Origin of the sequence: Aquimarina longa SW024 (genome assembly GCF_001401755.1) — a bacterium.
GTDB classification, from domain to species: Bacteria; Bacteroidota; Bacteroidia; order Flavobacteriales; family Flavobacteriaceae; genus Aquimarina; species Aquimarina longa.
Genome location: NZ_KQ474099.1, coordinates 424,540 through 450,276 on the forward strand (window position 1 = coordinate 424,540; position 25,737 = coordinate 450,276).

The 25,737-nt window shown below is 31.8% G+C and carries 31 protein-coding genes and 1 riboswitch; of the genes, 13 read left to right on the forward strand and 18 right to left on the reverse strand.

Annotation, left to right across the window (positions count from 1 at the left end):
- Window positions 1-47 precede the first annotated feature (47 nt).
- A complete protein-coding gene (locus N456_RS10860) occupies window positions 48-971 on the reverse strand; it encodes a ketopantoate reductase family protein (RefSeq protein ID WP_062056786.1) in 924 nt (307 codons plus the stop codon).
- 159 nt (window positions 972-1,130) lie between these two features.
- Between N456_RS10860 and N456_RS10865 the strand changes: the two genes are divergently transcribed.
- Both N456_RS10865 and N456_RS10870 read left to right on the forward strand, forming a co-directional pair.
- The gene (locus N456_RS10865; protein WP_062056788.1) at window positions 1,131-2,009 is read left to right on the forward strand and encodes a cell division protein FtsX; all 879 of its coding nucleotides are present in this window, start codon (window positions 1,131-1,133) and stop codon (window positions 2,007-2,009) included.
- A gap of 241 nt (window positions 2,010-2,250) precedes the next feature.
- Complete coding sequence (locus tag N456_RS10870) at window positions 2,251-2,535, forward strand: hypothetical protein (RefSeq protein ID WP_062056790.1); 285 nt, start codon at window positions 2,251-2,253, stop codon at window positions 2,533-2,535.
- Window positions 2,536-2,838: 303 nt separating this feature from the next.
- On the opposite strand, the gene N456_RS10875 is transcribed toward N456_RS10870, so the two are convergent.
- Window positions 2,839-5,106, reverse strand: coding sequence for a CAP domain-containing protein (locus tag N456_RS10875; protein ID WP_062056792.1), 2,268 nt, complete (start codon window positions 5,104-5,106; stop codon window positions 2,839-2,841).
- A 307-nt stretch (window positions 5,107-5,413) separates the two neighbouring features.
- On the opposite strand from N456_RS10875, the gene N456_RS10880 reads away from it, so the two are divergent.
- The 5 genes from N456_RS10880 (at window position 5,414) to N456_RS10900 (ending at window position 8,545) form a co-directional block, all read left to right on the forward strand.
- Entirely contained in the window at window positions 5,414-5,806 is a 393-nt protein-coding gene (locus N456_RS10880; RefSeq protein WP_082422505.1) for a hypothetical protein, read from the forward strand.
- 65 nt (window positions 5,807-5,871) lie between these two features.
- The gene (locus N456_RS10885) at window positions 5,872-6,144 is read left to right on the forward strand and encodes a DUF3098 domain-containing protein (RefSeq protein WP_062056794.1); all 273 of its coding nucleotides are present in this window, start codon (window positions 5,872-5,874) and stop codon (window positions 6,142-6,144) included.
- Window positions 6,145-6,201: 57 nt separating this feature from the next.
- The gene (locus tag N456_RS10890) at window positions 6,202-6,996 is read left to right on the forward strand and encodes an undecaprenyl-diphosphate phosphatase (protein ID WP_062056796.1); all 795 of its coding nucleotides are present in this window, start codon (window positions 6,202-6,204) and stop codon (window positions 6,994-6,996) included.
- 106 nt (window positions 6,997-7,102) lie between these two features.
- Entirely contained in the window at window positions 7,103-7,810 is a 708-nt protein-coding gene (gene truB, locus N456_RS10895; RefSeq protein ID WP_062056798.1) for a tRNA pseudouridine(55) synthase TruB, read from the forward strand.
- A 33-nt stretch (window positions 7,811-7,843) separates the two neighbouring features.
- Window positions 7,844-8,545, forward strand: a complete 702-nt coding sequence (locus N456_RS10900; protein WP_148639292.1) for a hypothetical protein — start codon at window positions 7,844-7,846, stop codon at window positions 8,543-8,545.
- 55 nt (window positions 8,546-8,600) lie between these two features.
- Here N456_RS10900 and N456_RS10905 read toward each other — a convergent pair whose 3' ends face one another.
- Window positions 8,601-9,212 carry a thioredoxin family protein gene (locus N456_RS10905; protein WP_082422506.1) on the reverse strand — a complete coding sequence of 204 codons (612 nt, stop codon included), beginning with the start codon at window positions 9,210-9,212 and terminating at the stop codon, window positions 8,601-8,603.
- Window positions 9,213-9,710: 498 nt separating this feature from the next.
- Between N456_RS10905 and N456_RS10910 the strand changes: the two genes are divergently transcribed.
- Genes N456_RS10910 through N456_RS10920 form a run of 3 tightly spaced genes read left to right on the forward strand, consistent with a single transcriptional unit; the run spans window position 9,711 to window position 12,085 of the window.
- On the forward strand, window positions 9,711-11,018 hold the full coding sequence (locus N456_RS10910; protein ID WP_062056802.1) for a leucine-rich repeat domain-containing protein: 1,308 nt from the start codon (window positions 9,711-9,713) through the stop codon (window positions 11,016-11,018).
- A gap of 41 nt (window positions 11,019-11,059) precedes the next feature.
- The gene (locus N456_RS10915) at window positions 11,060-11,623 is read left to right on the forward strand and encodes a DNA-3-methyladenine glycosylase I (RefSeq protein ID WP_062056804.1); all 564 of its coding nucleotides are present in this window, start codon (window positions 11,060-11,062) and stop codon (window positions 11,621-11,623) included.
- Between the two features lie 57 nt (window positions 11,624-11,680).
- Entirely contained in the window at window positions 11,681-12,085 is a 405-nt protein-coding gene (locus N456_RS10920; RefSeq protein WP_062056806.1) for an ACT domain-containing protein, read from the forward strand.
- An 8-nt stretch (window positions 12,086-12,093) separates the two neighbouring features.
- On the opposite strand, the gene upp is transcribed toward N456_RS10920, so the two are convergent.
- The 4 genes from upp to N456_RS10940 all read right to left on the reverse strand — a co-directional run bounded on the left by upp (window position 12,094) and on the right by N456_RS10940 (window position 14,937).
- On the reverse strand, window positions 12,094-12,747 hold the full coding sequence (upp, locus tag N456_RS10925; RefSeq protein WP_062056808.1) for a uracil phosphoribosyltransferase: 654 nt from the start codon (window positions 12,745-12,747) through the stop codon (window positions 12,094-12,096).
- Between the two features lie 82 nt (window positions 12,748-12,829).
- Window positions 12,830-13,468 (reverse strand): leucyl/phenylalanyl-tRNA--protein transferase, encoded by a 639-nt coding sequence (gene aat, locus N456_RS10930; RefSeq protein WP_062056810.1) that lies wholly within the window; start codon window positions 13,466-13,468, stop codon window positions 12,830-12,832.
- Window positions 13,469-13,680: 212 nt separating this feature from the next.
- A complete protein-coding gene (locus N456_RS10935) occupies window positions 13,681-14,052 on the reverse strand; it encodes a DUF3127 domain-containing protein (protein WP_062056812.1) in 372 nt (123 codons plus the stop codon).
- Window positions 14,053-14,064: 12 nt separating this feature from the next.
- On the reverse strand, window positions 14,065-14,937 hold the full coding sequence (locus N456_RS10940) for a flavin reductase family protein (protein WP_062056814.1): 873 nt from the start codon (window positions 14,935-14,937) through the stop codon (window positions 14,065-14,067).
- 139 nt (window positions 14,938-15,076) lie between these two features.
- Between N456_RS10940 and N456_RS10945 the strand changes: the two genes are divergently transcribed.
- Together N456_RS10945 and N456_RS10950 are read left to right on the forward strand one after the other, a co-directional pair.
- Entirely contained in the window at window positions 15,077-16,264 is a 1,188-nt protein-coding gene (locus tag N456_RS10945; RefSeq protein ID WP_062056816.1) for a sensor histidine kinase, read from the forward strand.
- Window positions 16,265-16,494: 230 nt separating this feature from the next.
- Entirely contained in the window at window positions 16,495-16,863 is a 369-nt protein-coding gene (locus N456_RS10950) for a hypothetical protein (RefSeq protein WP_062056818.1), read from the forward strand.
- Window positions 16,864-16,866: 3 nt separating this feature from the next.
- Here N456_RS10950 and N456_RS10955 read toward each other — a convergent pair whose 3' ends face one another.
- From N456_RS10955 to greA, 3 genes are all read right to left on the reverse strand, one after another.
- A complete protein-coding gene (locus N456_RS10955; RefSeq protein ID WP_062056820.1) occupies window positions 16,867-17,277 on the reverse strand; it encodes an acyl-CoA thioesterase in 411 nt (136 codons plus the stop codon).
- A gap of 3 nt (window positions 17,278-17,280) precedes the next feature.
- Window positions 17,281-17,670 (reverse strand): HIT family protein, encoded by a 390-nt coding sequence (locus N456_RS10960; protein ID WP_062056822.1) that lies wholly within the window; start codon window positions 17,668-17,670, stop codon window positions 17,281-17,283.
- Between the two features lie 126 nt (window positions 17,671-17,796).
- Window positions 17,797-18,273: a transcription elongation factor GreA gene (greA, locus tag N456_RS10965; RefSeq protein WP_062056824.1), complete on the reverse strand. Its 477-nt coding sequence runs from the start codon at window positions 18,271-18,273 to the stop codon at window positions 17,797-17,799.
- Between the two features lie 119 nt (window positions 18,274-18,392).
- Here greA and N456_RS10970 point away from each other — a divergent pair, with 119 nt between their 5' ends.
- Window positions 18,393-18,824, forward strand: a complete 432-nt coding sequence (locus N456_RS10970; protein WP_062056826.1) for a Rieske (2Fe-2S) protein — start codon at window positions 18,393-18,395, stop codon at window positions 18,822-18,824.
- Window positions 18,825-18,889: 65 nt separating this feature from the next.
- Here the strand turns inward: N456_RS10970 and thiH are convergent, their stop codons facing one another.
- The 8 genes from thiH to thiS form a co-directional block, all read right to left on the reverse strand.
- Window positions 18,890-20,002, reverse strand: coding sequence for a 2-iminoacetate synthase ThiH (gene thiH, locus N456_RS10975; protein ID WP_062056829.1), 1,113 nt, complete (start codon window positions 20,000-20,002; stop codon window positions 18,890-18,892).
- A gap of 20 nt (window positions 20,003-20,022) precedes the next feature.
- The gene (locus tag N456_RS10980) at window positions 20,023-20,799 is read right to left on the reverse strand and encodes a thiazole synthase (protein ID WP_148639293.1); all 777 of its coding nucleotides are present in this window, start codon (window positions 20,797-20,799) and stop codon (window positions 20,023-20,025) included.
- Window positions 20,800-20,815: 16 nt separating this feature from the next.
- Window positions 20,816-21,445 (reverse strand): thiamine phosphate synthase, encoded by a 630-nt coding sequence (locus tag N456_RS10985; protein ID WP_062056833.1) that lies wholly within the window; start codon window positions 21,443-21,445, stop codon window positions 20,816-20,818.
- A 20-nt stretch (window positions 21,446-21,465) separates the two neighbouring features.
- Window positions 21,466-22,218, reverse strand: a complete 753-nt coding sequence (locus tag N456_RS10990; protein ID WP_062056835.1) for a hydroxymethylpyrimidine/phosphomethylpyrimidine kinase — start codon at window positions 22,216-22,218, stop codon at window positions 21,466-21,468.
- Window positions 22,219-22,237: 19 nt separating this feature from the next.
- Window positions 22,238-22,843, reverse strand: coding sequence for a thiamine phosphate synthase (locus N456_RS10995; RefSeq protein WP_062056837.1), 606 nt, complete (start codon window positions 22,841-22,843; stop codon window positions 22,238-22,240).
- 4 nt (window positions 22,844-22,847) lie between these two features.
- Window positions 22,848-23,279: a GNAT family N-acetyltransferase gene (locus N456_RS11000; RefSeq protein WP_062056839.1), complete on the reverse strand. Its 432-nt coding sequence runs from the start codon at window positions 23,277-23,279 to the stop codon at window positions 22,848-22,850.
- 143 nt (window positions 23,280-23,422) lie between these two features.
- Window positions 23,423-25,282, reverse strand: a complete 1,860-nt coding sequence (gene thiC, locus N456_RS11005; RefSeq protein WP_062056841.1) for a phosphomethylpyrimidine synthase ThiC — start codon at window positions 25,280-25,282, stop codon at window positions 23,423-23,425.
- A 71-nt stretch (window positions 25,283-25,353) separates the two neighbouring features.
- The gene (gene thiS / locus N456_RS11010) at window positions 25,354-25,575 is read right to left on the reverse strand and encodes a sulfur carrier protein ThiS (RefSeq protein ID WP_240315515.1); all 222 of its coding nucleotides are present in this window, start codon (window positions 25,573-25,575) and stop codon (window positions 25,354-25,356) included.
- 52 nt (window positions 25,576-25,627) lie between these two features.
- A riboswitch (TPP riboswitch) is annotated at window positions 25,628-25,727 on the reverse strand.
- Between the last annotated feature and the right edge of the window lie 10 nt (window positions 25,728-25,737).

Sequence of the window (25,737 nt, forward strand, 5' to 3'; positions counted from 1 at the left end):
GACCGCAAATTTACTAAAACCATAAAGCTTATGGAAACCTTAATGGTTTATTTTCTTGCCTTCTCTTCCATTGGTAATAAACAGCTATAAATAAATTTATTTGTTGGTGTTGCAATCCCTAATTTCTTTCCTTCTGTAACAATAAAGCCATTAAAATTCTCTAGTTCTGATGGTCTTCCTTCTATGATATCGCGCTGGGTGGAGGCGGTAGAATCATAGGGTTGTTTTCCTATAAAAGCTATGATTTGTTCTACTATATCTTTTGGAAACAAAACTCCTTTGGCAATCCCTACGTTATAAATTTCGGTTGCAGTTTCTTTTAAGATATGATGGGTTTCTTTGTTCTCATACATTTCGCCTATAGTAGCTCTGGTTAATGCTCCTAACCCACTTACTGTAGCAATAAACATGAATTTGCTCCAGATGGCGACTTCTATATTTGCTGAGATGGTATTTTTAAATCCTGCAGTATCGAACAGTTGTTGTATTCTATTCAACCGCTTGGTTGTACTACCATCTAATTCTCCAAAAATGATTTCGGGTGGATGTCCAAAGTGTAAAATGATACCTGGGGCTTCTATTTTGCTATAAATTTTACATAATCCTCCTACTACATGTCTTGGGTCTACTACGGCACGGACTTTTTCTGCATTATCAGCACCGTTTTGTAATGGTATAACGATAGTATCTTCTTTTAAAATGGGTTTTATTAATGCTGCGACTTCAGGAACTTGCCACGATTTTGTACAGATTAGTACTAGATCTGCTTTTTCTACTACATCAATAGTATCTGTTACCATAAACGGGTGGGTTACAAAATCTCCATCAATACTTTTTACCTGTAATCCGTTTTGTCGAATAGCTTTGAGGTGTTTTCCTCTGGCAACAAGAGTTACTTTCTGACCTGAATGAGCTATTTTTCCTCCAAAATATCCTCCTACTCCCCCTACTCCTATAATGACTGTGTGCATCGTATATATACGTTAAATTGTTTCGTTTTTAGATACTAAAACAACGATTCATTTACATTATAATGGTTCTACACCCCAAAATAATTGACTCTAAGAATCCGTTATTTGTACACCAAAGTTAGTTAAGTTTATTATTTTTACCATAAAATCAGATTATCTATGAGTTCATCCTTTGAAAAATATCAAAAACGACGACTAATTTCTTCTTATTTTTCTGTAGTAATTAGTATCTCATTGGTATTATTTTTACTGGGACTATTAGGATTACTAGTATTAAACACTAAAAAAGTTGCGGATCATTTTAAAGAAAAAATTGCTCTTACAATCTACCTAAAAGACACTGCCAAAGAGATCGAAATTAAACAATTGGAAAAAACTTTGGCACTGGCAGAATATACTAAATCCACTACTTTTATTTCTAAGGATGAAGCTGCTGAAGAGCATAGCAAAGATATAGGTGAAAATTTTATGGATTTTCTCGGATATAACCCTCTTCAGAATTCTATTGATGTGTATTTAAAAGCTGATTTTGTCGATCAGGTAAAAATTGAAGAAATCAATGCATCTATTATTAAAAAAGATTTTGTTGATGAAGTTATCTATGATAAACCATTGATTTCATTACTTAATGATAATATCAAACGTATCAGTTTCTGGGTATTACTAATTAGTGGCGTTTTTACTTTTATCGCAGTATTATTGATCAATAGCTCCATTCGTTTATCGGTATATTCTAAACGATTTATTATTAAAACCATGCAAATGGTTGGCGCTACAAAAAAGTTTATACGTAAACCTTTTGTATGGAAAAGTGTTAAACTAGGAATAGTTGGCGCTATTGTAGCCTTGGTTGGCGTTGGAATAGTACTGTATTATCTTAATGAGACTTTTCCTGAACTTGCCTTACTGGATGATAAGGTTTTATTGGTTATTCTTTTTGCAGGTGTTTTTGGGATTGGAGTATTCATTACATGGATTAGTACTTTTTTTGCTACACAACGGTTCTTAAACCTGAGAACTGACGAATTATATTATTAGTTTATTTTATGGGATCGAGTGGAATGTTGATCCAGAAATTATAAAACTCTTTGGAATATTTCCTCTTAAATATTATAGGCTTCTTTTTGTTTCGGGTATTATACTAGCATATGGAGTTGCTAAACGTGTTTATTTATCTGAAAACGTTCCTTTAGAAAGATTAGAAAAGCTGTCTACTTTCCTGGCGGTATGCTTCTACCCAACAGGCACGGGAACTCTGGAGATTACCACTATGGTTTTAATGGTAAAGAAATGGACAAGAGTATATAATCCTAGGTTAGGGAAGTTTTTAAGTACGGATTCTTTGTTTAAATCTTTTCCATGGTATACTCCTTATCAATTTGCAGGAAATAAACCTATTATTGCGAGTGATCTTGATGGTTTAGAAGAAAAAATAGAACTATTTTATAGTACAACAGCAATGAATACGAGATTATTACTATATAAAGATAATCTTGGTAATCCATACGGTTTAGGCGATGGGTTATTAAGTCTTAACATTTATAGAAAATGGGACAATTATTGAGTATTCCCTTTATTATTACAGGAATACTTTTAGTGATATGTAGTAAAAACATAAGTGAATATCATAAAAACAAATCAAGCTCTTAAAAAAATTAAGAGCCTGATTTAATCAACAACCTCGGAGCAAGCTCACTAAGTATGGTTCCGAAAAAAATATTTTGATATCGAGGCAAGCCTACGTGGGTTTTATGAAATACGCAGCAGCATAATAGATAAACAAAATATCCGTATAAAGTTTGTTTTAATCATAGAATACGGGGAAATAATCCCTCAATGAGGGATTAAATTAATATATATTTACGATTTACATTCTTACCAATCGTTTAGTAATCGTTTTATTATTCATTATAAAATTAACCAAGTATACTCCTGATAATAAATCATCCATTTCTATACTAGCGTTTTTTATTGTTCCTTGTTGCATTATTCTACCTGCCATATTATATACTTTATATACCGTAGAATCAGTATTACCCACTATATTAACTTGATTTTGATCACCTGATAATAAAGTAGGGTACATATCTAGTTGTTGCTCTGCTGACCTATTTACTGACATAGCATTATCATATGAGAAAGAAGAATTTGAAGATCTTCCAAATACCTGAACCCAAAGATTTGCTACTCGTGCCAATCCTATTTCTGTATAATCACTATCTAATATATTACCTCTGTGTATTTCACTATTCATCCAGGTATCATGTACTTCTTGAGCACTACGCTGTCCATGTGCTATATTTTCTCCATAGCTGTTCCAATCATATCCCTGAGCATCAATTCTTTCTGCTGCATTTGACCCATTAGATCCTGTATGTGAGAAAAAGTTATTATCATTCATATCATTTGCATGAAACTCTGCTGCTGCAGTTAATTTAGTATTTATCTTTAGCGGTTGTTTGCCACCTGCTGTTCTTGCTTGATTTACTAACGCGAATAACTCTAGCATCTCGTCAGAAATACCATTATCATTACCTTTTAAGGTACTTATGTTTATTGTATTAGAAAATTCAGAAAGATCCCCTTTAACATTCTTTGCTCTTACAGAAAGATTATATATTGTTTCTGGTGTTAGTTCATTCAGTGTCGTAATTTTAATTCCATTTACACTTTTGATTATTTCACTACCATTATATATTTCGAAAGTAGTAAAATCTGTAAGGTCTCCCTGTACCTCCCAAGAAAGAATCATCGTATTACTTTTAACATCAGATGCGACCAGATTTAATGGAATTGGTGGTGGCAATGTTTTTCCAATAGTAAATTCTTTAGATTCTGATGATGTAAACGTCGCTCCAGATACAAGAGCGATTCCGTTTAATGTTACTTTATAAGATCCCTCTCCATAGGTACAACAAATTCCATCACCATAAGAATCATTAATAGTAAATGTATACACTCCTTCTTCCAAGCATGTAGTTTTAGATATATCAGAAGTATTGTCTTGATATCCACTACCTGATAGTACGACCTGCTCATTTTTATTTTTTATTTCCCAGCTAGTCTCTGAAGCATAGTTATCAAAAGTAATAGCTACTACAATTTCAGTACAGTCTGGTGCCATATTCGTTGTAAAATTAGCTTTGGTACTAATTTCTGAAACATTTCCTGCTTTATCATAAGCAGTAACGTAAACTTCGTAAGCTGTTTCTGGAGTTAAGTTTTTTAAAGAAGCTGTTGTTGTTGCAACGGTTACATTTTCAATTCCATTTACATATACTTTATACCCTGCTACTCCAACATTATCTGTAGAAACATCCCACTTTATATTTGCTTCTGCATGGCTTACGTTTGTAATAGTAAGATTTGCAGGAGCAGAAGGAGCAACTACATCTTTTGGTATGTCTGTATTATAATTCCATGTTGCACAAGGATCAAAAACATTATATACTACAATGGTAACATAATCCCAACGATTAGAAAAAGGCCCTTTATAATTTCTGACCTCTGCTTTTCCTATACCGATAAGTCCTTCTTCATTCTGTATCCCTCCATTATCTTTAAAGTCAGAGCGTAAACAAGCATGACGATGCCCCCATGCTGAGCTTTTATCATTATATATCCACCCGTAGATTGCTTTAACGACAGAAAATTTAGGAAATCCACTACTACTTGCGGCCACATTTAAATTTTCTACTACCTGTGATCCATCATTACAGGCAGCTATAGTAGGGTTTGTATCTAATCTTTCCCATGGGCTTTTTCCATCTTCTGAATGTCCAAAAACGTCATTATCTCCTAGATATTTAGCATAGTTACCTGCTATCTCAGAGGCTTCTTCAGAGATCCCAGAAAATTTTGTAACTCCTCTAGCTATACGTTCTTCATTTATTATCCATAGTGCTTTTTCATTATCTGACATAATATCCCATTTCGAAGATAAAGGCAGAGTAATCATTGGTAATGATATCCCTAGTTGAAGGCTTTCTTGCTCTCTTCCATAATTAAATGCTTTTTGAATATCTTGGATAGTAGTTTCTCCGGAATTCCATGGAATGTTTGATGTTGGATTATCCGGGTATTGTGCATGAACAAATGATGTCCATATAAATACAAGTAAAATGATTTTTTTCATAATTTTGGGGTTTTTATTTAATCTTTTAGTTTATAAGATTTTAAGGATATAAAACTCAAAAAATAGAGTCCTATTGTTATAAAACGAATTATAATGATTATAGTTGTAGTGAAAAAAAAGATTAAAATCAATTATCTTTCTGATTTTCAGTAACAATAAGAAGGTATAACGCTGTTTAGAGAAATACAAAGTTTACAATAACATAATATCTAATTTCAAATATGCATTTTGATGTTTTTAATTTTTAACTCTAAAAATCTAGAACACATATACATCAGTAACTAAACATATAATAACATTTTTCAAAATGGGTAAAGCAGGTAAAATATGGTTTTCGATTGTTTTTGTACTTTTCATTGTATTTATAGTTATAGTGATACAGACATTCCGCCCTGTACGTAATGTACAGCCTGATGATGTTATGAAGGTTGATGGTATGGTAACAGACATTAAGGAAGGATCAGGGTTTGATATTATCATTACTCTAGAAAATGACAAACACTACTACTATATTAACCGAGGGTTACAACATAACTTAATTATAGATCAATTACGCTCTAATATTCTTAATAAAAAAGTTACTTTGTCTGTCATAAAAAGATGGACTATATTTACTCGCGATAAAAATATGGGGCATATATCCCGATTGATGATTGATAATGAAGTACTATTTAATGAAATAAACGAATCTAAGGATTAAAAAAGTAAATATCGTTTATAGTATTTCTTTTAAAAACTAGTTCCGAATACACATAATTGATACTAATGAATACAACAGAGCAACCTAAAAAAAATAGTCCTTCCCGTCCTGATTTTGTTTTTGGAAAGAAAAATTACATTGTCATGGCTATTGGATTAGCTGTAATCGGCCTTGGTTTTATCCTTATGGCTGGAGGAGGAAGTGATGATCCTAATGTTTTTAATCCTGCTATCTATAATTTTAGAAGAATTCGATTGGCACCAACTATTGTTTTAATTGGTTTTGGTATTGAGGTATATGCTATTTTACTGAATCCTGATAAGAAGAAAAAATCGTAATTCTACATTTTATTTTATGGTAATTATATATTTACATCAAATTTAAGAAAATCCTATATGGAAATTATTGATGCAATCATTTTAGGTATAATACAAGGACTTACCGAATTCTTACCAGTTTCTTCCAGCGGTCATCTAGAGTTAGGTAAAGCTATTCTAGGAGACAATAGTGTTCCCGAAGAATCTTTACTTTTTACAGTAGTACTTCATTTTGCAACAGCTCTGAGTACTATAGTTATTTTTAGAAAAGATATCCTAGAGATGATAAAAGGATTATTTACATTTAAAAAGAATGAAGAGACTCTTTTTTCGATAAAAATTGTCATTTCTATGATTCCTGCGGTTATCGTAGGTTTATTTTTTGAAGAACAGCTAGAACAACTTTTTGGTGGTAATATTATGCTTGTTGGCTTTATGCTACTCGTTACTGCACTATTATTATGGCTTGCCGATAAAGCTAAAAACACTCCAAAACCTGTGAGTAACTCTAATGCACTTGTGATTGGTATTGCTCAGGCAATCGCTATGCTCCCCGGAATTTCTAGAAGTGGTGCTACGATTTCTACCTCAGTACTATTAGGAAATGACAAAACTAAAGCAGCTCGGTTTTCTTTTTTAATGGTTATTCCTTTAATTCTCGGAAAAATAGCTAAAGATATACTCGGTGGAGATCTTACTTTTTCTTCAGAAAACAGTATATCATTAGCATTTGGTTTTATTGCAGCATTTGTTTCAGGACTCTTTGCATGCACATGGATGATTTCTATAGTAAAAAAGAGTAAACTAACTTATTTTGCTGTATATTGTGTTATTATTGGTTTAATAGCTATTGGTTTTGCTTTTACTCACTAAGCGAGATTTTAATGCTCCGAAGTTTGTCTCAAAATCAAAAATATTTTTCAACCGAATGCCTTACGGGTTTATTCCAAGGCAATTTACTAAATAGCCCTATCTATAAATGCTAACCGAGCAAGATTATAAAAATGGTCAGATTCTTTTGATCGACAAGCCATTACAATGGACTTCTTTTCAAGTGGTAAATAAATTGCGTTGGCTTATTCGACAACAATTTAATATCAAAAAAATAAAAGTAGGACATGCAGGAACGCTTGATCCCCTTGCATCTGGATTATTGATTATTTGCACAGGAAAATTCACTAAACGTATTGAAGAATTTCAGGGGCAAGCAAAAGAATATACAGGAACAATTACACTCGGTGCAACCACACCTTCTTATGATCTGGAAACTGAAATCGATCAGAAATTCCCTATTGATCATATTACTGAAGAGATGATCTTAAATACTACGTCTCATTTTACTGGAGAAATAGACCAGTACCCTCCTATTTTTTCTGCTTTAAAAAAAGAAGGAAAACGATTATATGAATATGCAAGAGAGGGTGAAACAATAAAAATTGATTCTCGTAAAATAACAATACACGAATTTGAAATTACTAAAATTGAACTCCCAAAAATAGATTTTAGAGTAGTCTGCAGTAAAGGCACCTATATTCGATCACTAGCACATGATTTTGGAAAAGCCTTAAAAAGTGGAGCTCATTTAACTATTTTAAGAAGAACCAAAATAGGCTCATTTAATGTTAAAAATGCAACTACTATTGAGTCTTTTGAAAATGAGTTGCAATCAAAAATCAAGTCTGTATGAAATAATATAGACTAAAACCAGTTATAAATACCTATGGAATTTATCGATAAACATAAAGCCCTGATTATCACATCAATGTTGATGGGAATTGTTGTTCTAAGTCTTTATAATATCAATATGATGCATAAGCAAAAGAAGCAGTCTGAAATATTGATGGAAATCCCCGAAGAATTTCTCCTAAAAGAAGAAGAACAAGCTGAAGAAGATCCTATAGCTCAAAAAGAACGAAATCTAATTGCCTCCAAAAGAACGCACTCTGCTTATAATGAAGATTTTGAAGATCCTGATGAATTTGAAGAACGTATAAAATCATTAACAGAAACTGAAAGCGAAACTTCTGCTGAAGAAAGCGAGGAAGAAAAAGTTATCGAAGGAGAAGCGCTTATTGACAAAAAAAAAGAGACAGAAAGTGAAAAAAAATCAAAACCCGAAATAGAAAATAAAGAAGCAAATAATAAAAATACCTCTCTATCTTTTAGTCTAAAAGATAGAACATCAATTGACCTTCCTAATCCTGTATATACCTGTAACGGAAGTGGAAAAGTAATTGTAAAAATCGAAGTTAATCAAAACGGGTATGTAATCAATACTAAAGTAGATAAAAAAAATTCTACCACCAGAAACGAATGCCTATTTGACAATGCTTTAGACTATGCAAGACATGCACTATTTTCTCGTTCTGATATAGAGAAACAAGAAGGATCTATTACCTATTATTTTAACTATGGAGACTAAATAGTCTCTATAATTTTGTGTAGACAAAATTATAGAGACCTGTATTATATATATTTTACAATAAGCTTAATAAGTCTGCGGCTATATTTTTCCCTTTATCCTTATTATACCAAACTTGTAAATCTTGTTTAAACTCAGCATCTAGTCCTCCATGTTTACTTTTATATTCATTTACCATTTGAGTAGCTATAGATGGTCTAGGTCCCCAAGAGTGTATTACTTCTTTGTTTTCGATATTATATACTATTAATTTAGGTATTGCTTTTCCTCCATTAGTCAAAAAATTATCCATCAATTCACTATGATCACTTCTTAGTGCAATTCTTAAATCTATTCCTGTATTTAATTCCGCTAGTTTATTAATCATGGGTAATGATTGAGCAGCATCTCCACACCAACCCTCTGCTAATACGATCCATACTACTTTTGTATTAGCATTCACAAAAGATTCTTTAATCGATTCTTCTATTTTTAATGTCTTATCCAATCGTTTCATCCTACGATCATTAAGATTACTATATTCTGTTAATGATTCTGACTGTTCATCTCCTGTAGATTTTCCTTCTATCAATAATTCACTAACCAAATTTCTATATTCATCATATGTATACGAATTAGCAATTCCTTGTTCAATTAATTGAGATACTGTCATCGTAGTAGACTCCATAAGTTTATTAGTTTAAAAAATTAAAATCATATTTTCTTAATAGCTTAACTTTACTGTTATTAAAATGTACAAACTACAATCAATTAACAACTAATAAAGCTAACACTATTTTATACTAATCTTAAGATCTGTAAGTTAATCTTAGTTTAAAAAATTTAGATCACATGTAATATGACGAAAGCTATTGTTAAAGCTTACAAAATTAATACTACTACATCCTGATATCTCACTGTAAATAGTAAAGCTAATTCACTATTTACAGTGTACTATACCTGTTATTTAATATCAATCTTTGTAGTTATAATTATATCAAACTCTATAAGCATACTATCTACTAAAATAAATAGGATATCCTTCGTATAAATTTTATATTTAGTAAGTAGTACAAATGATATTTCTATCAAAGGGTTTGAATAAAAGGCATGATTTATGAATCGTATTATTTTACCTAAGTACTTAAAATAATAATAATCTAGTATTTAACCTAAACCTATGTGTATGAAAAGAATAATTACTATAGTTATTATATTTATAAGATGTATCCTTTTAAATGCTCAGGAGAATAAAATATATACTTCCCTACAAAAAGCTCTAGATAACAAAGAACGAGTATATAAGTTAAACCTAAGTAACACTAACTTAACTATACTCCCTAAAGATATAATGCAATTAGAAAAACTACAATATCTAAATCTCGAAAAAAATAAAATCAGCGAATTACCTGTGTCTTTTGGAAATCTGAAAAATTTAAAAACTCTTAATCTAAAAAAGAATAAACTTAGTACACTACCAGATTCTTTTTCTGAACTACAAAACATAGAGATTCTTTTGTTATCAGAAAACCAGATTCATACACTACCAGAGTCTATTGGAAATCTAAAAAAACTAGGTTGGTTATTACTAAAAAGCAATGAAATTAAGATACTTCCTGAATCTTTTGGAAACCTCACTAATCTAAAAAAATTAGATCTAAGACAGAATCAACTTAGCAACTTATCTGATAATTTTGGAAACTTAGTTAACTTACAAGAGCTACTTATAGAAAAGAATCAACTCTCTAGTTTACCAAAAACATTTGGAAATTTAAGAAATATAGAAGCTCTTGACTTATCAAATAATCAAATAGATAAATTACCTATATCTTTTGGAAATCTAAAAAAATTAGAATGGCTAATTTGTAAAAAAAACAAACTACAGCAAATTCCTGAAACTATTGGAGAACTCTCTAATCTAAAACTCCTATATCTAAATTCTAATAAAATAAATGAACTTCCAAAAAGCTTAGAAAATCTTATAAACCTCAGAAGTCTAAATATATCTGATAATAAATTATCTAATGCTGAAAAAGAAAGCAGTAAAAAAATGTTACCAAACTGTGACATCAATTTTGAAAATAGCTATTACTCCTTGCAAAAAGCATTACGCAATAAAAAAATCACTGACATCTTATATCTTTCTGATAATGAATTAACCGAACTCCCTGAATCTATAGGGGATTTAAAAAATCTGCAACAATTATATTTAGTTAGCAATCGACTTCATCAATTACCAAAATCTTTTGAAAAATTAAAAAAGTTAAAAACACTTTCTTTATCCTATAATCATATTATAAAACTCCCTAAAACTATCAATAAGTTAAAAAGCTTACAACAACTCTACATTGATAACAATAAGCTTTCCTCTTTACCAGAATCTATTGGGGATTTAAAAAAACTAAAAAAATTGCACTTATCAGGAAATAATTTTCCTGATACAGAAAAAGAAAGAATCAAAAAACTACTTCCTAATTGTTTAATCTCCTTTTAAAAATAAACAGTATTTTTAAACTTATAAAATAAAAATTTAATATGCAAAAACATAGGTGTGGATGGTGTGTTGGTGATACATTATATGAAGCGTATCATGATAATGAATGGGGAGTTCCTGTACATGATGATCAACTTCTATTTGAATTTTTAATTCTAGAAACCTTTCAGGCAGGATTGAGCTGGATTACTATTTTACGAAAACGAGAAAATTTCAGAATCGCTTTTGATCATTTTGACTACAAAATCATTGCTAATTATACCGAATCAAAAAAAGCAGAATTATTACAAAACGCAGGGATTATTCGTAATAAACTTAAAGTAAATTCAGCAATAAACAATGCCCAAAAATTTATAACAATACAAGAAGAGTTTGGTAGTTTCGATACCTATATTTGGGGATTTGTAAATAACCAACCTATTCAAAACAATTGGAAGAGTTATAAAGATTCTCCTGCTACAACAGAAATATCAGACAAGCTTAGTAAAGATTTAAAAAAACGAGGGTTTAAGTTCGTAGGATCAACAGTTATGTATGCTTTTATGCAAGCTACAGGTATGGTTAATGATCATGAGGTAAATTGTTTTAGATATAATGAAGTTTGATCTCTCATATTCAAAAACTATTTATTCTGCATTACATATCATCCAAAAACATCAATAATGGGAGGAGAAACTAATCTAACAATCTTAATTAAAAATATGTCTCCTGTACTACAGACTGGTGAATTTGTTTTTTGTACAGTAAAAAATGTAGATTACATCCCTAGAGAAGATATTATTAGCGAATTTAAAGAACCAGAAGGAATAACTATTATACTTAATCGTAAAAAAGCAGAATTCTTTAATCTTCCTTATAAATATATTGCTTCTTGGATAACCTTAGAAATTCATTCTTCTTTGGATGCAATAGGTCTTACAGCTATCTTTTCAACAGAATTAGCAAAACATAAGATTAGTTGCAATGTAATTGCTGGTTATTATCATGATCATATTTTTGTCGATAAAAAAGATGAAAATAAAGCAATTAGCGTTCTACAAAAATTATCTAAAAACTATAAGGAATAATAAAGATCTTATAATTTCACCCCATAAGATAAATCTCCTGCATCTCCTAAACCAGGAATAATATAACCTCTATTATTTAATTTTTGATCAACTGCAGCAATCCATAGATGAGTATTTTCTGGAAATACATTGTTTACATGAGATACTCCTTCTTCTGATCCTATTACAGAAACAATATGTATTTGTTTTGGCTTTCCATACTCCTGTAATGCTGCAAAAGTATTTTCTAAAGTTTTTCCTGTAGCCAACATAGGATCGGCTAAAATTAATGTTTTATCTTGTATTGAAGGAGAAGCCAAATACTCTACAACAACTTTAAAGTCATCCTCTCCATTTTCATGTACTCTATATGCCGAGATAAATGCGTTTTCTACAGTATCAAGATAATTCAGTATTCCCTGATGCAAAGGTAATCCTGCTCTAAGGATTGAACATAACACAATTCTATTTACTGGGATATGCATCTCTTTTATTCCTAAAGGTGTTTGAATAGTTTTTGTATCAGAAGCTAAGGTTTTACTCAGTTCATAGCTTAGGATCTCACCGATACGTTCTATGTTTTTTCTAAAACGCATTCGGTCTTTCTGAATATCAACACTTCTAAGCTCTAAAACAAATTGATTTAAAATTGAATTTTCTAATCCTAAATTATGAATAATCATCAGTTTAGTATTTTTATAGTAGCACTAATTTACATGAGTTTCATCTAAAATATATTAAAAAAATAATCTTTTTTAATTCTTATTATCTTAAGTAGTTCAAAAATGCTTCTCTAGGAATTTCTCTTGCTCCTAAACTAGCTAAATGATCAGTATACACTTGGCAATCAATTATCTGAACCCCTTTATCTTGTAACCAATTAACTAAAGTAATAAAACCATATTTAGAAGCATTACTTACTTTAGAAAACATACTTTCACCACAGAACACATTTTTATCTTTTAGTAAAACTCCATATAATCCCCCTACCAAAACCGATTGATCCCATACCTCTACAGAAATTGCATGCCCTAACTCGTATAACTTAATATAGGCTTTTTGCATATCCCCTGTAATCCAAGTTCCATCCTGATCTTCTCTGTTTATTGTAGCACAATTCTTAATTACATTTTCAAAATCTTTATTAAAAGTTACCTCAAACCTATTTTTTCGAATAAGTTGACGCATACTTTTACTTATCTTTAATTCTAATGGAAATAATACCATTCTCGGATCTGGACTAAACCATAAGATAGGTTGATCCTCGTCATACCAAGGAAAAATTCCATTATTATATGCCTTCAATAATCTATCTACAGAAAGATCACCTCCTAAGGCTAATAAACCACTACTATCGGCATAAGAAACTGGTGGAAACTCTATTATATCTGTTAATATATACACTTATAAAGGTTTATCTTACGTTGTATCATCTATATATGACATAAATCGATTACTAATAGCACTAAAAATCTTAGCGTATAATATTAAAAAGTCCGATATTTTATTGATATCGGACTTTTTAGCAAGCTTAGTCAATTCTTTATTAAAAACTAAGCACTGCATTGTTCACCTCTATAATATTTTTCAATTAAGAGGCTGGTTATTTTAGTGTCTTAAAATGGTAGGTCATCATGCTCCTCTTCTGTAAAATCTTTTGCCGGTTCGAATGCGTCTGCAGGTGGAGGAGTAGAAGCATTTTGAGCCACAGGTTGTAAACTCTCTATCCTCCATCCTTGTATAGAATTAAAATATTTAGTTTCTCCTTGTGGATTTACCCACTCACGCCCTCTTAAATTGATACTTATTTTCACATCATTCCCTACATGAAAAGAGTTCAATAAATCACATTTATCCTGAACAAACTCGACCATGATATGTTGTGGGTACTGCTCTTCTGTAGTAACTACAACCTCTCTTTTCCTAAACCCATTGTTACCAAAGGTTTGTGTATCACCTATCATCTTTACTTTACCTTGTACTTCCATCTTATTGTATTATTATTTTGCTGCTAAAATGTTCCATGCAGTATCTATATCATCTTGATCTAGATATTGCTTTGCAAATTTATGAATTTCTATTAGGTTAACCTGTTGAATTTTATTCTTAATATCATCATGGTTATCAACAAACGCTATAGCCTCTGTTTTTTGAGGTATTCCCTCTACATTTCCTAATTTACCTAAATCATTTCCTGTAAAAATAGTGCTTTGTCTTATTTCTTCTGGTAAAGCATCTACTCCAATTCCTATTGTACTCAATGGTTTAGGAACTTCAAACATTCCCATATTCGCTCTACTATACCAATTCCCTCCCATACGTGCTACCTGATCTATCTTATGCTGGTCTATTTTACCATCCTTATCCAGTACATTTTCATTAACATGCATAAGTAATACTTCACAGATAATAAGATTACCTGCTCCTCCCTCATTACCCATAGGAATTACTTCGTTCACTCTACACTCAAACTGTACTGGGGACTCCCCTACACGATACGCCTTAACCTTCTCTGAAGGAACCATTGTAAGCCCTGATTTCACAAATTCATTAACTCCTTCGGCATATTCTGTACTTGATAACGACATTTGCTGAACAATATCATAATTAACAATATTAATGACCACCTCTTTAGTAGCTTTTGCATTTTCTAATGTATGCTTTATCGTATTATTTCGTACTCTTCTGGCTGGAGAGAAAATAAGAATCGGTGGATTGGCACTAAACACATTAAAAAAACTAAACGGAGATAAATTAGGAACACCATTTGAATCAATTGTACTCGCAAAAGCTATCGGTCTTGGACCAATTGCACCAAGCATTAAACCATGTAATTTTCCTATAGCAACCTGTGATGGATCGATTGTCATCATAATTCATTTTATTAGTAAGCAAAGATAACCAAAGTTTAATTTTTTAGAGTTATTATATAAACAGGTTTTAGTATTCTATTTTAAGAACAATAAAATTGTATTAAAACGTTTATATTTAGGATTTAGTTAACAGAGCTATATGAATTTTTCTGATGAGCGTAATTTTTCCAGCTATTTTATCATTATAGCTGTTTTAGTAATAACTGGCCTTGTTTTATGGAACACATCCCTGTTCATACAACGTCTTAAGGATGATGAACGGACCAAAATTCAGATATGGGCACAATCACAAAAAGCATTAAATAGTGAACAATCTGATGATTACCTAGAACTTTCTATTATCATAGGAGCTACTAATAAATCTATCCCTATTATTATTACAGATTCAAAAGGAGATTTTGTTAGGGATTCTTTAAAAAAACCAGATCCTAGTTATTTTCAAAATTTATCTCAAAGTGTGGTTAATAATGAAAATAAACTCAGATCATATTTAAAAAAAATCAAATCCGAAAACGAACCTATCGAAATCGACTTAAAGGGTAGTGTACAATATATCTATTACGGGAATTCTGATATTTTAAATAAATTAAAGTATTATCCAATGACCATAGCGATAATTATATTTTTACTGATTGGGGTGATTTATTTCTTTTTTACAACCTCTAAAGCTAGTCAGCAAAATAAATTATGGGCAGGTATGGCTAAAGAAACTGCACATCAAATTGGAACTCCTTTGTCTTCTTTAGTAGGATGGAATGAGATTCTTAAAACTGAAAATGTAAACCCTGAGTATATATTAGAAATAGATAAAGATATAGAACGTCTAAAAGTGATTACGGAACGTTTTTCTAAAATTGGATCTATTCCTAATCTCGAAAAAGTTGATATTGTCGAAGAGACTCGAAATGCTTATACATATCTTCAATCCAGAAGTTCTAAATTAATTAATTTTTCACTCAATTTACCCGAGACACCTATTCATGTCTCATTAAACCCCCAGTTATATAGTTGGACAATTGAAAACCTTGTAAAAAATGCAATTGATGCAATGAGAGGAAAAGGGGACCTTGAAGTTGATCTTACAGATGATTCAAAACGAGTATTTATAGGAATTACAGATACAGGAAAAGGTATTCCTAAAGGTAAATTCACCAAAATTTTTGAACCCGGTTATACTTCCAAAAGTAGAGGGTGGGGGCTCGGACTTTCATTATCAAAAAGAATTATAGAAGAATATCATTTAGGAAAAATCAAAGTACTTAGATCAGATCTAGGAAAAGGCACTACTTTTCAGATCATACTTCGTAAATCCGAAACTATAGAATAAATTCTGTTTTATAGCTCTCTATAAATATTATCTATTCTTTGATTTTATCATAAAAAAATAGAATCGCAATTCGTATAAATGTCTATACAAAATATAACATTTTTTTTATCCCTTCGTTATAAGATTATCAATTAAACATTAAAAATATCACATCTACACTTTAGATCACATGTTTAATCTCAAAGAAGTTAAATCGAAGAACTCTTAATCGAAAATCAAATCTAAACAAAGTGAAAAGCGAGTATATTATATTAAAAGAAGCAGCTCTTACAAATAATTGTCCTGAATGTTATTCTACAGATGGGATGGTGCTCTCTTTTAAACAGCAAAGATTAAAATCAAAATTTTTGATTAAAACAAAAGGAACTATCATTGAAAGTATCAACTGTAGTAAATGTGAAAATCAAATTTTTCCTGGACAGTGGACTACAGATATTGAAAGAGTATATGACTATCACAAAAAAACAATTACTTGTAATACTTCTGGATCATTATATTTTACTGCACTATTTTATATTCTATTATTAATCGTATTGGTGATAGCTACTGGAGCATACATTTATTTTTATCAACCTGCTCTTTTTAATTTAACCCCTTAGTTTTTAATATTGTTTCATAATATCTCGTAAGGCATCTGTTATCAAAAACGTTTTATTTACATTAAAATCAAAACAAACTGCTACGTCGTGCCCTTCTGCACATAGTATACCATCATCATTATATAACTCATGATATAATCCAAAACTAGAATTTTTAATAAATTCTAGTTTTGTTCTTACTTCTACATTTCCTGGAAAAAACAAAGGATTTTTAAAGTCACATTTGGTAGATACTAGCATAGGCCCTTTTTTGGTTTCGGCATACAGCTTTGCCAAACCTGTTACTTCCCAAAATTGAACACGTGCACTCTGCATATACTTCATAAAGTTTACATTATTTACGTGCTGATACGTATCCATCTCACTCCAATCAATCCGAAGTTTTAGGGATAATTTAAAATCCGATGCTTGCATACATTATAAATTCGATTGAATTTCTTTTGCCAGTACTTTAAAAGCTGAATCTGACATAGAGATTTTATGCTGAAAAGTCATTTCTTTCATTTCATTTAGTGGTATCAAATGTACGTGTACATGAGGAACTTCTAAGCCTACAACGGCAATTCCTACACGTTTACAAGCTACTGTTTTTTCTATAGCTTTGGCTACTTTACGAGAGAAGCTCATTAGATCAAGATACTTATCTTCAGCTAGATCAAAAATTTTATCTTCTTCAATTTTAGGAATACACAGTGTATGTCCTTTTGAGTTTGGATTAATATCCAAAAAGGCATAATAATTCTCATCTTCGGTAACTTTGTACGATGGAATTTCGCCATTAATAATTTTAGTAAACAGGGTAGACATTACTTAAATTTTAGTTAGATTACGGTTTTCGAAATATAGTTTATTTATCTGTAAGTCAAAACCATAAAAAAACCTTTTTTTTAAAAAATAAAAAAAGGTGATAGTATCTACTAAAAATAGCTATTATTATTCTCTTGTAATTTCTACAACATCAAACTTCATAACACCGTTAGGAACCTGAATTTCTGCTACTTCTCCCGCACTCTTTCCTAAAAGCCCTTTTCCGATAGGAGAATCTACAGATATCTTTCCTGTTTTAAGATCTGCTTCACTTTGTGCTACCAGTTTATAAGTCATTTCAGCTCCATTCGTTTGATTTTTAATTTTTACTGTAGAATGAATCAATGCCTTAGACGTGTCTAATTGAGACTCATCAATTAATCGTGCATTAGCAAGAGTTGCTTCTAATTTAGAAATCCTCATTTCTAATAATCCCTGTGCTTCTTTTGCGGCATCATATTCTGCATTTTCACTTAAATCTCCTTTATCACGTGCCTCCGCTATTGCTTGAGAAGCCTTTGGACGTTCTATATCCTTAAGCTGACCTAATTCGTCTCTTAAATTTTTTAACCCTTCGGCAGTATAATAAGATACTTTGCTCATAACTTCATCGTTTATATAAATACAAAAAATCCCATAGCAATGGGATCTGTTATTCAAAGATAATAAAAATTTTACTGTTGATTGCAAATTTCCGTAATTTGCCAAACAATATCCATATCATGAAAAAAACGCTGTTTTTAATAAGTATATTTTTAGTTATATCCTGTAGTAATGATGATCGAAATGATAACAATCAATTCTTACCGCCTTCTAATATTAATTATCAGATAAATCTTAATTTGCCAGAATATAATCCTCTTAAATTTGATGGAAATCATTTTGTAGACAAATCAGAAAACGGAAGTATAAAGGGTATTATCATTTATCATATTACTGGTGATCAATATAGTGCTTTTGAGCTCAGTGATCCTAACCACACTCCTAGTTCTTGTTCTGCACAATCTATAGAAGGAATTACCGCTACTTGTAATTGTAAAGATGGAAACAGCTATAATATTATTACTGGGCAACAAACTTCTGGCGATGGAAGGTTTGGATTAAGGCGTTACAAGATACGAAGAGATGGAAACAATTTATTTATTACTAATTAAAAAACTTACTAAACAAGATATACACCAAAAATTTGGCTATATATTTTTTAGTAAGACATCATAACTTACTGCCAGTTATATGCCCAATCTTTCCAGACCACTTCTAATCCTTTGCTTTTTAGCATTGCTACAATTTCTTCTGTAGATCGTTCATCCGAAATTTCGAATTGCTCTAAGGACTGAGGTTCTACTGCATATCCACCTGGATTAGTCTTAGACTCTGCACTTATAGAGGTAATTCCTAAGTTTACAATATGTTCTCTAAAAAGCTCACTCTCTCTTGTAGACATGGATAGTTCTACATCTTCATCCAATAATCGAAATGCACATATTAATTGTACCAAATCAGCATCTGTCATTTCCACTTTTGGTTCTAACCCTCCACTATGCGGTCTTAATCTAGGAAATGAGATCGAGTATTTTGTTTTCCAATATACTTTTTGGAGGTAATTTAGATGAAGTGCTGTAAAAAAACTATCAACTCTCCAATCTTCTAATCCAAAAAGAGCTCCTAATCCTATTTTATGAATCCCTGCCCTACCTAATCTATCAGGGGTTTCTAATCGGTAATCAAAATTAGATTTTCGCCCTTTAGGGTGATGCTTTTTATATTCTTCTTTATGATATGTTTCTTGATAGACTAATACTGCATACAAACCACTATCAATTAATAACTCATAGTCTGACTGATCCATTGGTTGTACCTCTATGGTTATATTTGCAAATTTTGACTGTATTAATCGTATTGCATTATTGATGTAATCTACCCCTACCGTTCTATTAGCTTCTCCTGTTACCAAAAGAATATGATCATACCCTTTTGATTTCAAAAATGCTACTTCTTTTAGAACCTCTTCATCTGTTAATGTCCTTCTTGGAATTGCATTAGTCATACTAAACCCACAGTAGGTGCAAATATTCTGGCATTCATTACTTAGGTACATTGGAGCATACATCTGTATTGTATTTCCAAATCGTTTTTTAGTACTATTACTACTTATTTGTGCCATCTGTTCTAAATATGGCTTTGCTGCAGGAGAAATTAATGCTTTAAAATCTTCTAGGCTTCTTTTAGAATTAGCAAGAGCATGGAGAACATCTGTTTCTGTCTTAGTCATAATACCCGAAAGTATTTCATCCCATTGGTATTGTTCAAATATATGCTTAAAAGATTTCATTATTAAATTAGTATCAGATATCAGGTTCTTGTTAAAAATGAGGTTAGCGGACTACTAGCTTCGGCATGCTGTTTTATAGGTGCCAATTTTGCGTTATATGCCATACGACCAGCTTGTACTGCCATTTTAAAAGCTTCTGCCATTACTATTGGTTGCTTGGATACTGCAATAGCGGTATTTATCAATACTGCATCTGCTCCAATCTCCATAGCAGATGATGCATGCGATGGACTTCCAATACCTGCATCTACTATAACGGGGACTGTACTTTGATCTATTATAATCTCTAAAAACTCTAAGGTTTTTAATCCTTTATTACTTCCTATTGGAGCACCTAAAGGCATTACGCACTGTGCGCCTACTTCTTCTAATCGTTTACATAAAACAGGGTCTGCATGGATATATGGCATTACTACAAACCCTTGTTTTACTAGTTCTTCTGCTGCTTTTAGAGTTTCTATAGGATCTGGCAGTAGGTATTTTGGATCTGGATGAATCTCTAATTTTATCCAATTAGTTTCTAATGCTTCTCTTGCTAATTGCGCTGCAAAAACAGCTTCTTTAGCATCTCTAACTCCAGAGGTATTTGGCAGTAAATTTATTCTAGAATGTTCTAAGTGATGTAATATATCATCATTTTCATTATTCACATCTACACGTTTTAATGCTACAGTAACTAGCTCACTTTCTGAAGCTAGCAATGCATCTTTCATTAATTGAGAAGAGCTAAATTTTCCTGTTCCGGTAAATAGGCGTGATGAGAACTCCTTGTCTGCAATTTTTAATGTATCCATTATTCTTAGCTATTAGCACTTATATCATTAGTGTTTTTATATTCTGTATCTGTTCTGCAAGGTTTTCTTTATGAGTTAACATTCCTGAGACTGCAATCCCTGATATACCTGTTCTCATAAGTGCAGTAATATCTTCTACTACAATTCCTCCTATAGCTACTAAAGGGATCTCTAGGTCTTTACTCTGTAATCCTGACATTATTTTTTTATATCCTTCGACTCCCAATACTGGGCTTAATTTCTTTTTGGTTGCGGTATATCGATAGGGTCCTAGTCCAATATAATCTACTCCATCTTCGATATGTTGGATGCAATTTTCTATCGTATTTGCAGTACCTCCGATAATAAAGTTGTCTCCCAGAAATTGCCTAGCTTCTTTAGGGTTTACATCTTCTAACCCCAGATGCACACCATCTGCCATAGCTGCTTTTGCTACATCTATAGTATCATTGACAATCATAATCGCCTCATACTGATCACATATAGTACGACATTGCATTGCTGTATGTAAGTATGTAGCCATATCTACATCTTTAAGACGTAGTTGTATCCATTTTCCTCCTGCTTTACAAACCTCTTCTATATTATGAAGGTGTTCTTGTGGCGTTTTTCCTTGGGACACATATTGTAAGTGTATTTCTCCTATCATCGTTTCTTATTCTTTAACTTCTAAATCCCATGATATCCTAATAAACTAGTATTAGAACTTAGTACTTTCTCAGTATATCTTTTTCCTCTATAACACGCTTTTAGCAAAGAAAAACCTAATGCTAAATATGTTGTAATAGCAGAGGATAATATACAACCACTACCGTGTTTTTCTGATATGTTATGATTTTTAGGATTTAACACATATTGTTTTCCTAATTGAGTGAACAGCTCGTCTTTACCTATATCTTTTTTTCTATGTCCTCCTTTTAGAAAAAGATGGGCTTTCTCACTGATATGTTTAATTGTTTCATTAATGGTTTTATCAACATATAGGCTCTCTATTTCTTGATAATTTGGTGTTAATAGATAGATTTTTTTAAGTATTTGATCAAATTCATTTTCACCACTATCATCATGAAATTCAAAATCTGAGCTAGATCGTAGTACTGGATCCAAAACAATTTTAATTTTATTATTCTTTTCTAATAAAAAATCGATAATCTCATTAAGTACTCCCCAATTTTGAACGATTCCTATTTTTACATAATCTATAGAAAATCGATCAAACAATACTTCTATTTGATTTTTAATCACACCAATATCAACCCAATGACAGGACTTAAACTCTAGATCATTTTGGATCGTATTAGCGGTACAAACCGCCAAACCATATCCATTTAATGCTTCTATCGTTTTGATATCTGCTGTAAGCCCAGCTCCACTTGATGGATCAAAGCCTGCAATAGTAAGTATATTTGGGTGTTGTTTCATTACTAACTATCAATTTTAATCAACTAATTATAGTCGTATATGCGTCATAAATTGTTTTAAAGCTTTGTAATGAATTCTCGGTATTCCATACTCCTCCTAATACGCCTACTCCTTTATACCCTAAATCATGTATCGCTTGTAAGGTGTGCTCATTAACACCTCCCATTCCTACTACAAATTCATTCATATCGTTTACATCAAATCCTTTTCCTTGATATCCTTCTTTAGAAATAGAACTAAAAACAGGGCTTAATAAAACGTACTCAAAATCCATGCTACTATAAGCAATAATATCTTCTTTAGAGTGAAAAGAACTGGTTACTGAGAATCCTTTATTTTTATAAATTAATATAGTCGCCTTTAAAGCAGATGGATCAAAATCCAGTCGAGTTTGTTCTTGTAAATGTATCCCTCGTAGTTTATATTCCATTGTTAATTCAGGGAACTGATGGATCATAACCCGATTATGGTACTGCTGATCAATTTGATCCAATACTCCTCGATATCCATCAATAGTAAAGGTGGGCTTACGTAAATGTAGTATTTCTAAACCTGCACCGAACAAATCATTAATCTGCTTTGCTTCATTAGGTAATGGTTTCTCTGATGTAATTACTAGTACCATTTTTTTATTTAGTCAATTTTTTTGAAAAATAAATTCGTCGATGCCCTTTTGGAAAATCTTTAATCTCTCCAATTACTACATATCCATTTTTTAGATAAAACTCTTCTGCCTGAAAATCAAATGTGTCTAGCATTGAAATCGTAGCTCCTTTTTCTTTGGCTAGTTCTTCCACATGTTTTAAAATTTGGCTTCCAATTCCTTTCTTTCGATATTCTTTTTTAACCCATAGGACTTTTATCTCTAATCCACTCCAGTAACCTATTCCTGATAATACTCCAGCTACTTCTTCTCCTTTTTGATTTTTAGCAACATATTCTAATGGTGTCCAAACATCAGAAAGCGCTGGCACTTTATCTAGATTATATTGATTAATTCCATCAACAATTTTTTTAATATTCTCTTTTTTACAGGGTTCGATTATCAATTGATCGTCCATCTTTAAAACATTATAAATCTTATAATCTAGCCTTGATCGCAGTGACGTCTTTTTTGTAGTCCTTTTTATTTTTTATCTAAGGACTACAAAAAAGGTATCAGGTAGCAGTACAACAGGAATAAGTTCTTAAAAAATCAACTCCTTTACAGATATACTTCGCTTCCTTTTTCTTTAAATTCTTCTGCTTTTTCCTGCATTCCTGTTTCAAATACTTTCTGATCGTCAATTTCTTTTTTTGCAGCATATTCTCGCACTTCTTGTGATATTTTCATAGAACAGAATTTTGGGCCACACATACTACAGAAATGAGCGATTTTTGCTCCTTCTGCTGGTAATGTTTCATCATGATATTCTCTTGCTCTTTCTGGGTCTAATGCTAGATTAAACTGATCTTCCCAGCGAAATTCAAATCGTGCTTTACTTAGGGCATCATCTCGATGTTGTGCTCCTGGGTGTCCTTTTGCCAAATCAGCTGCATGTGCTGCTAGTTTGTATGTAATTACTCCTACACGTACATCTTCTTTATTAGGTAATCCTAGATGCTCTTTTGGAGTTACATAACATAGCATTGCTGTACCGTACCAGCCTATCATAGCTGCTCCAATACCAGAAGTGATATGATCATAGCCTGGTGCAATATCAGTTGTTAAAGGTCCTAATGTGTAAAAAGGAGCTTCTCCACAGGCTTCTAATTGCTTATCCATGTTGGCTTTAATCATATGCATTGGCACATGACCGGGTCCTTCTATAAAAGTTTGTACATCGTGTTTCCATGCGATTTTAGTAAGTTCTCCTAAGGTTTCCAGTTCTGCAAACTGTGCTTCATCATTAGCATCTGCAATACAACCAGGACGTAACCCATCTCCTAATGAGAATGCGACATCATAAGCTTTCATGATTTCACAGATTTCCTCGAAATGAGTATATAAGAAACTTTCCTTATGATGTGCTAAACACCATTTTGCCATAATAGATCCTCCTCTAGAGACAATCCCCGTAATACGTTTTGCGGTCATTGGCACATATGCTAATCGTACTCCTGCATGAATCGTAAAATAATCTACTCCTTGTTCTGCTTGCTCTATTAATGTATCTTTAAAAATCTCCCATGTAAGGTCTTCTGCTTTACCATTCACCTTTTCTAATGCTTGGTATATAGGTACTGTCCCTATAGGTACGGGAGAGTTACGAATAATCCATTCTCTAGTCTCATGGATATTCTGTCCTGTAGAAAGATCCATAATATTATCTGCTCCCCAACGACATGCCCACACTGCTTTTTCTACTTCTTCTTCGATACTTGAGGTTGTTGCAGAGTTTCCAATATTAGCATTAATTTTCACTAAAAAATTTCTTCCCAAAATCATGGGTTCTGCTTCTGGATGATTGATATTAGAAGGTATTACTGCTCTACCTCTAGCTACTTCTTCTCTTACAAATTCTGGAGTAATTACATCAGGAATACTTGCTCCAAAATCTTGACCTGGGTGCTGATCTGATAAGCGTTTTACATCTTGTAATTTTTGATTTTCTCGTATTGCCACATATTCCATCTCGGGAGTAATAATTCCTTGTTTGGCATAATACATTTGTGAAACGTTTTTTCCTTTTTTAGCCCTTTTTGGTTTACGTAAATGATTAAATCGCAAATGGTCTAAGCTAGAATCTTGTAATCTTTTATTACAATATTCTGAAGAAAAACTATCTAACTCTTCGACATCTCCACGGTCTAAAACCCATTGTTCTCGTATTGGCTCAATACCATCATGTACGTTTATATCTTTTGATGGATCTGTATATGGTCCACTAGTGTCATATACTGTTACGGGTTGATTAGATGTTTTTTTACCTGTAAAACTATCAGACGTATCCTCTAATGCAATCTCACGCATCGCCACATTAATCTGCGGATGAATAGTTCCTGGGACATAGATTTTTTTAGAACTAGGAAATGGTTTTGTAGAAATTACATTTCCCTGTGGTGCAGTATCTTTTTTCTTCATAAATATTGATTTAGAGGTTGTGGAAATTCGCTGTTATATCTTAGATTTATTTTTTTTATTCTTATCAACTTTTATCCCCCTTGTGTTGCTCGGATAATAGTTACTTGATCTTTTTTTTGTAAAAATCTTGTTGTCCAATCTTCTTTAGAAACAACTTCATTATTAATAGCAATAGCAACTCCATTGGTTACAATATTTAGATGTTCCAATAGTTCTGATATCGAACTGTTTTCTACAATTGACTGTGGTTGATTATTAACGTTTATGGTCATCATCTTTTTTATTAAATCCATAAACTTTAGGTAATATTTACCTATTTGAAGAAGAAAAACTACATCCTTTTAAGATGTACTATTTACTTTTCCCTTCGTCGGTACTAACCGTATCAGGTTCAAAGGGTATTTCTCAGATCTAACTAGAGTTAAGATCACCCCTAAAGTTTATGCTATAAAAGT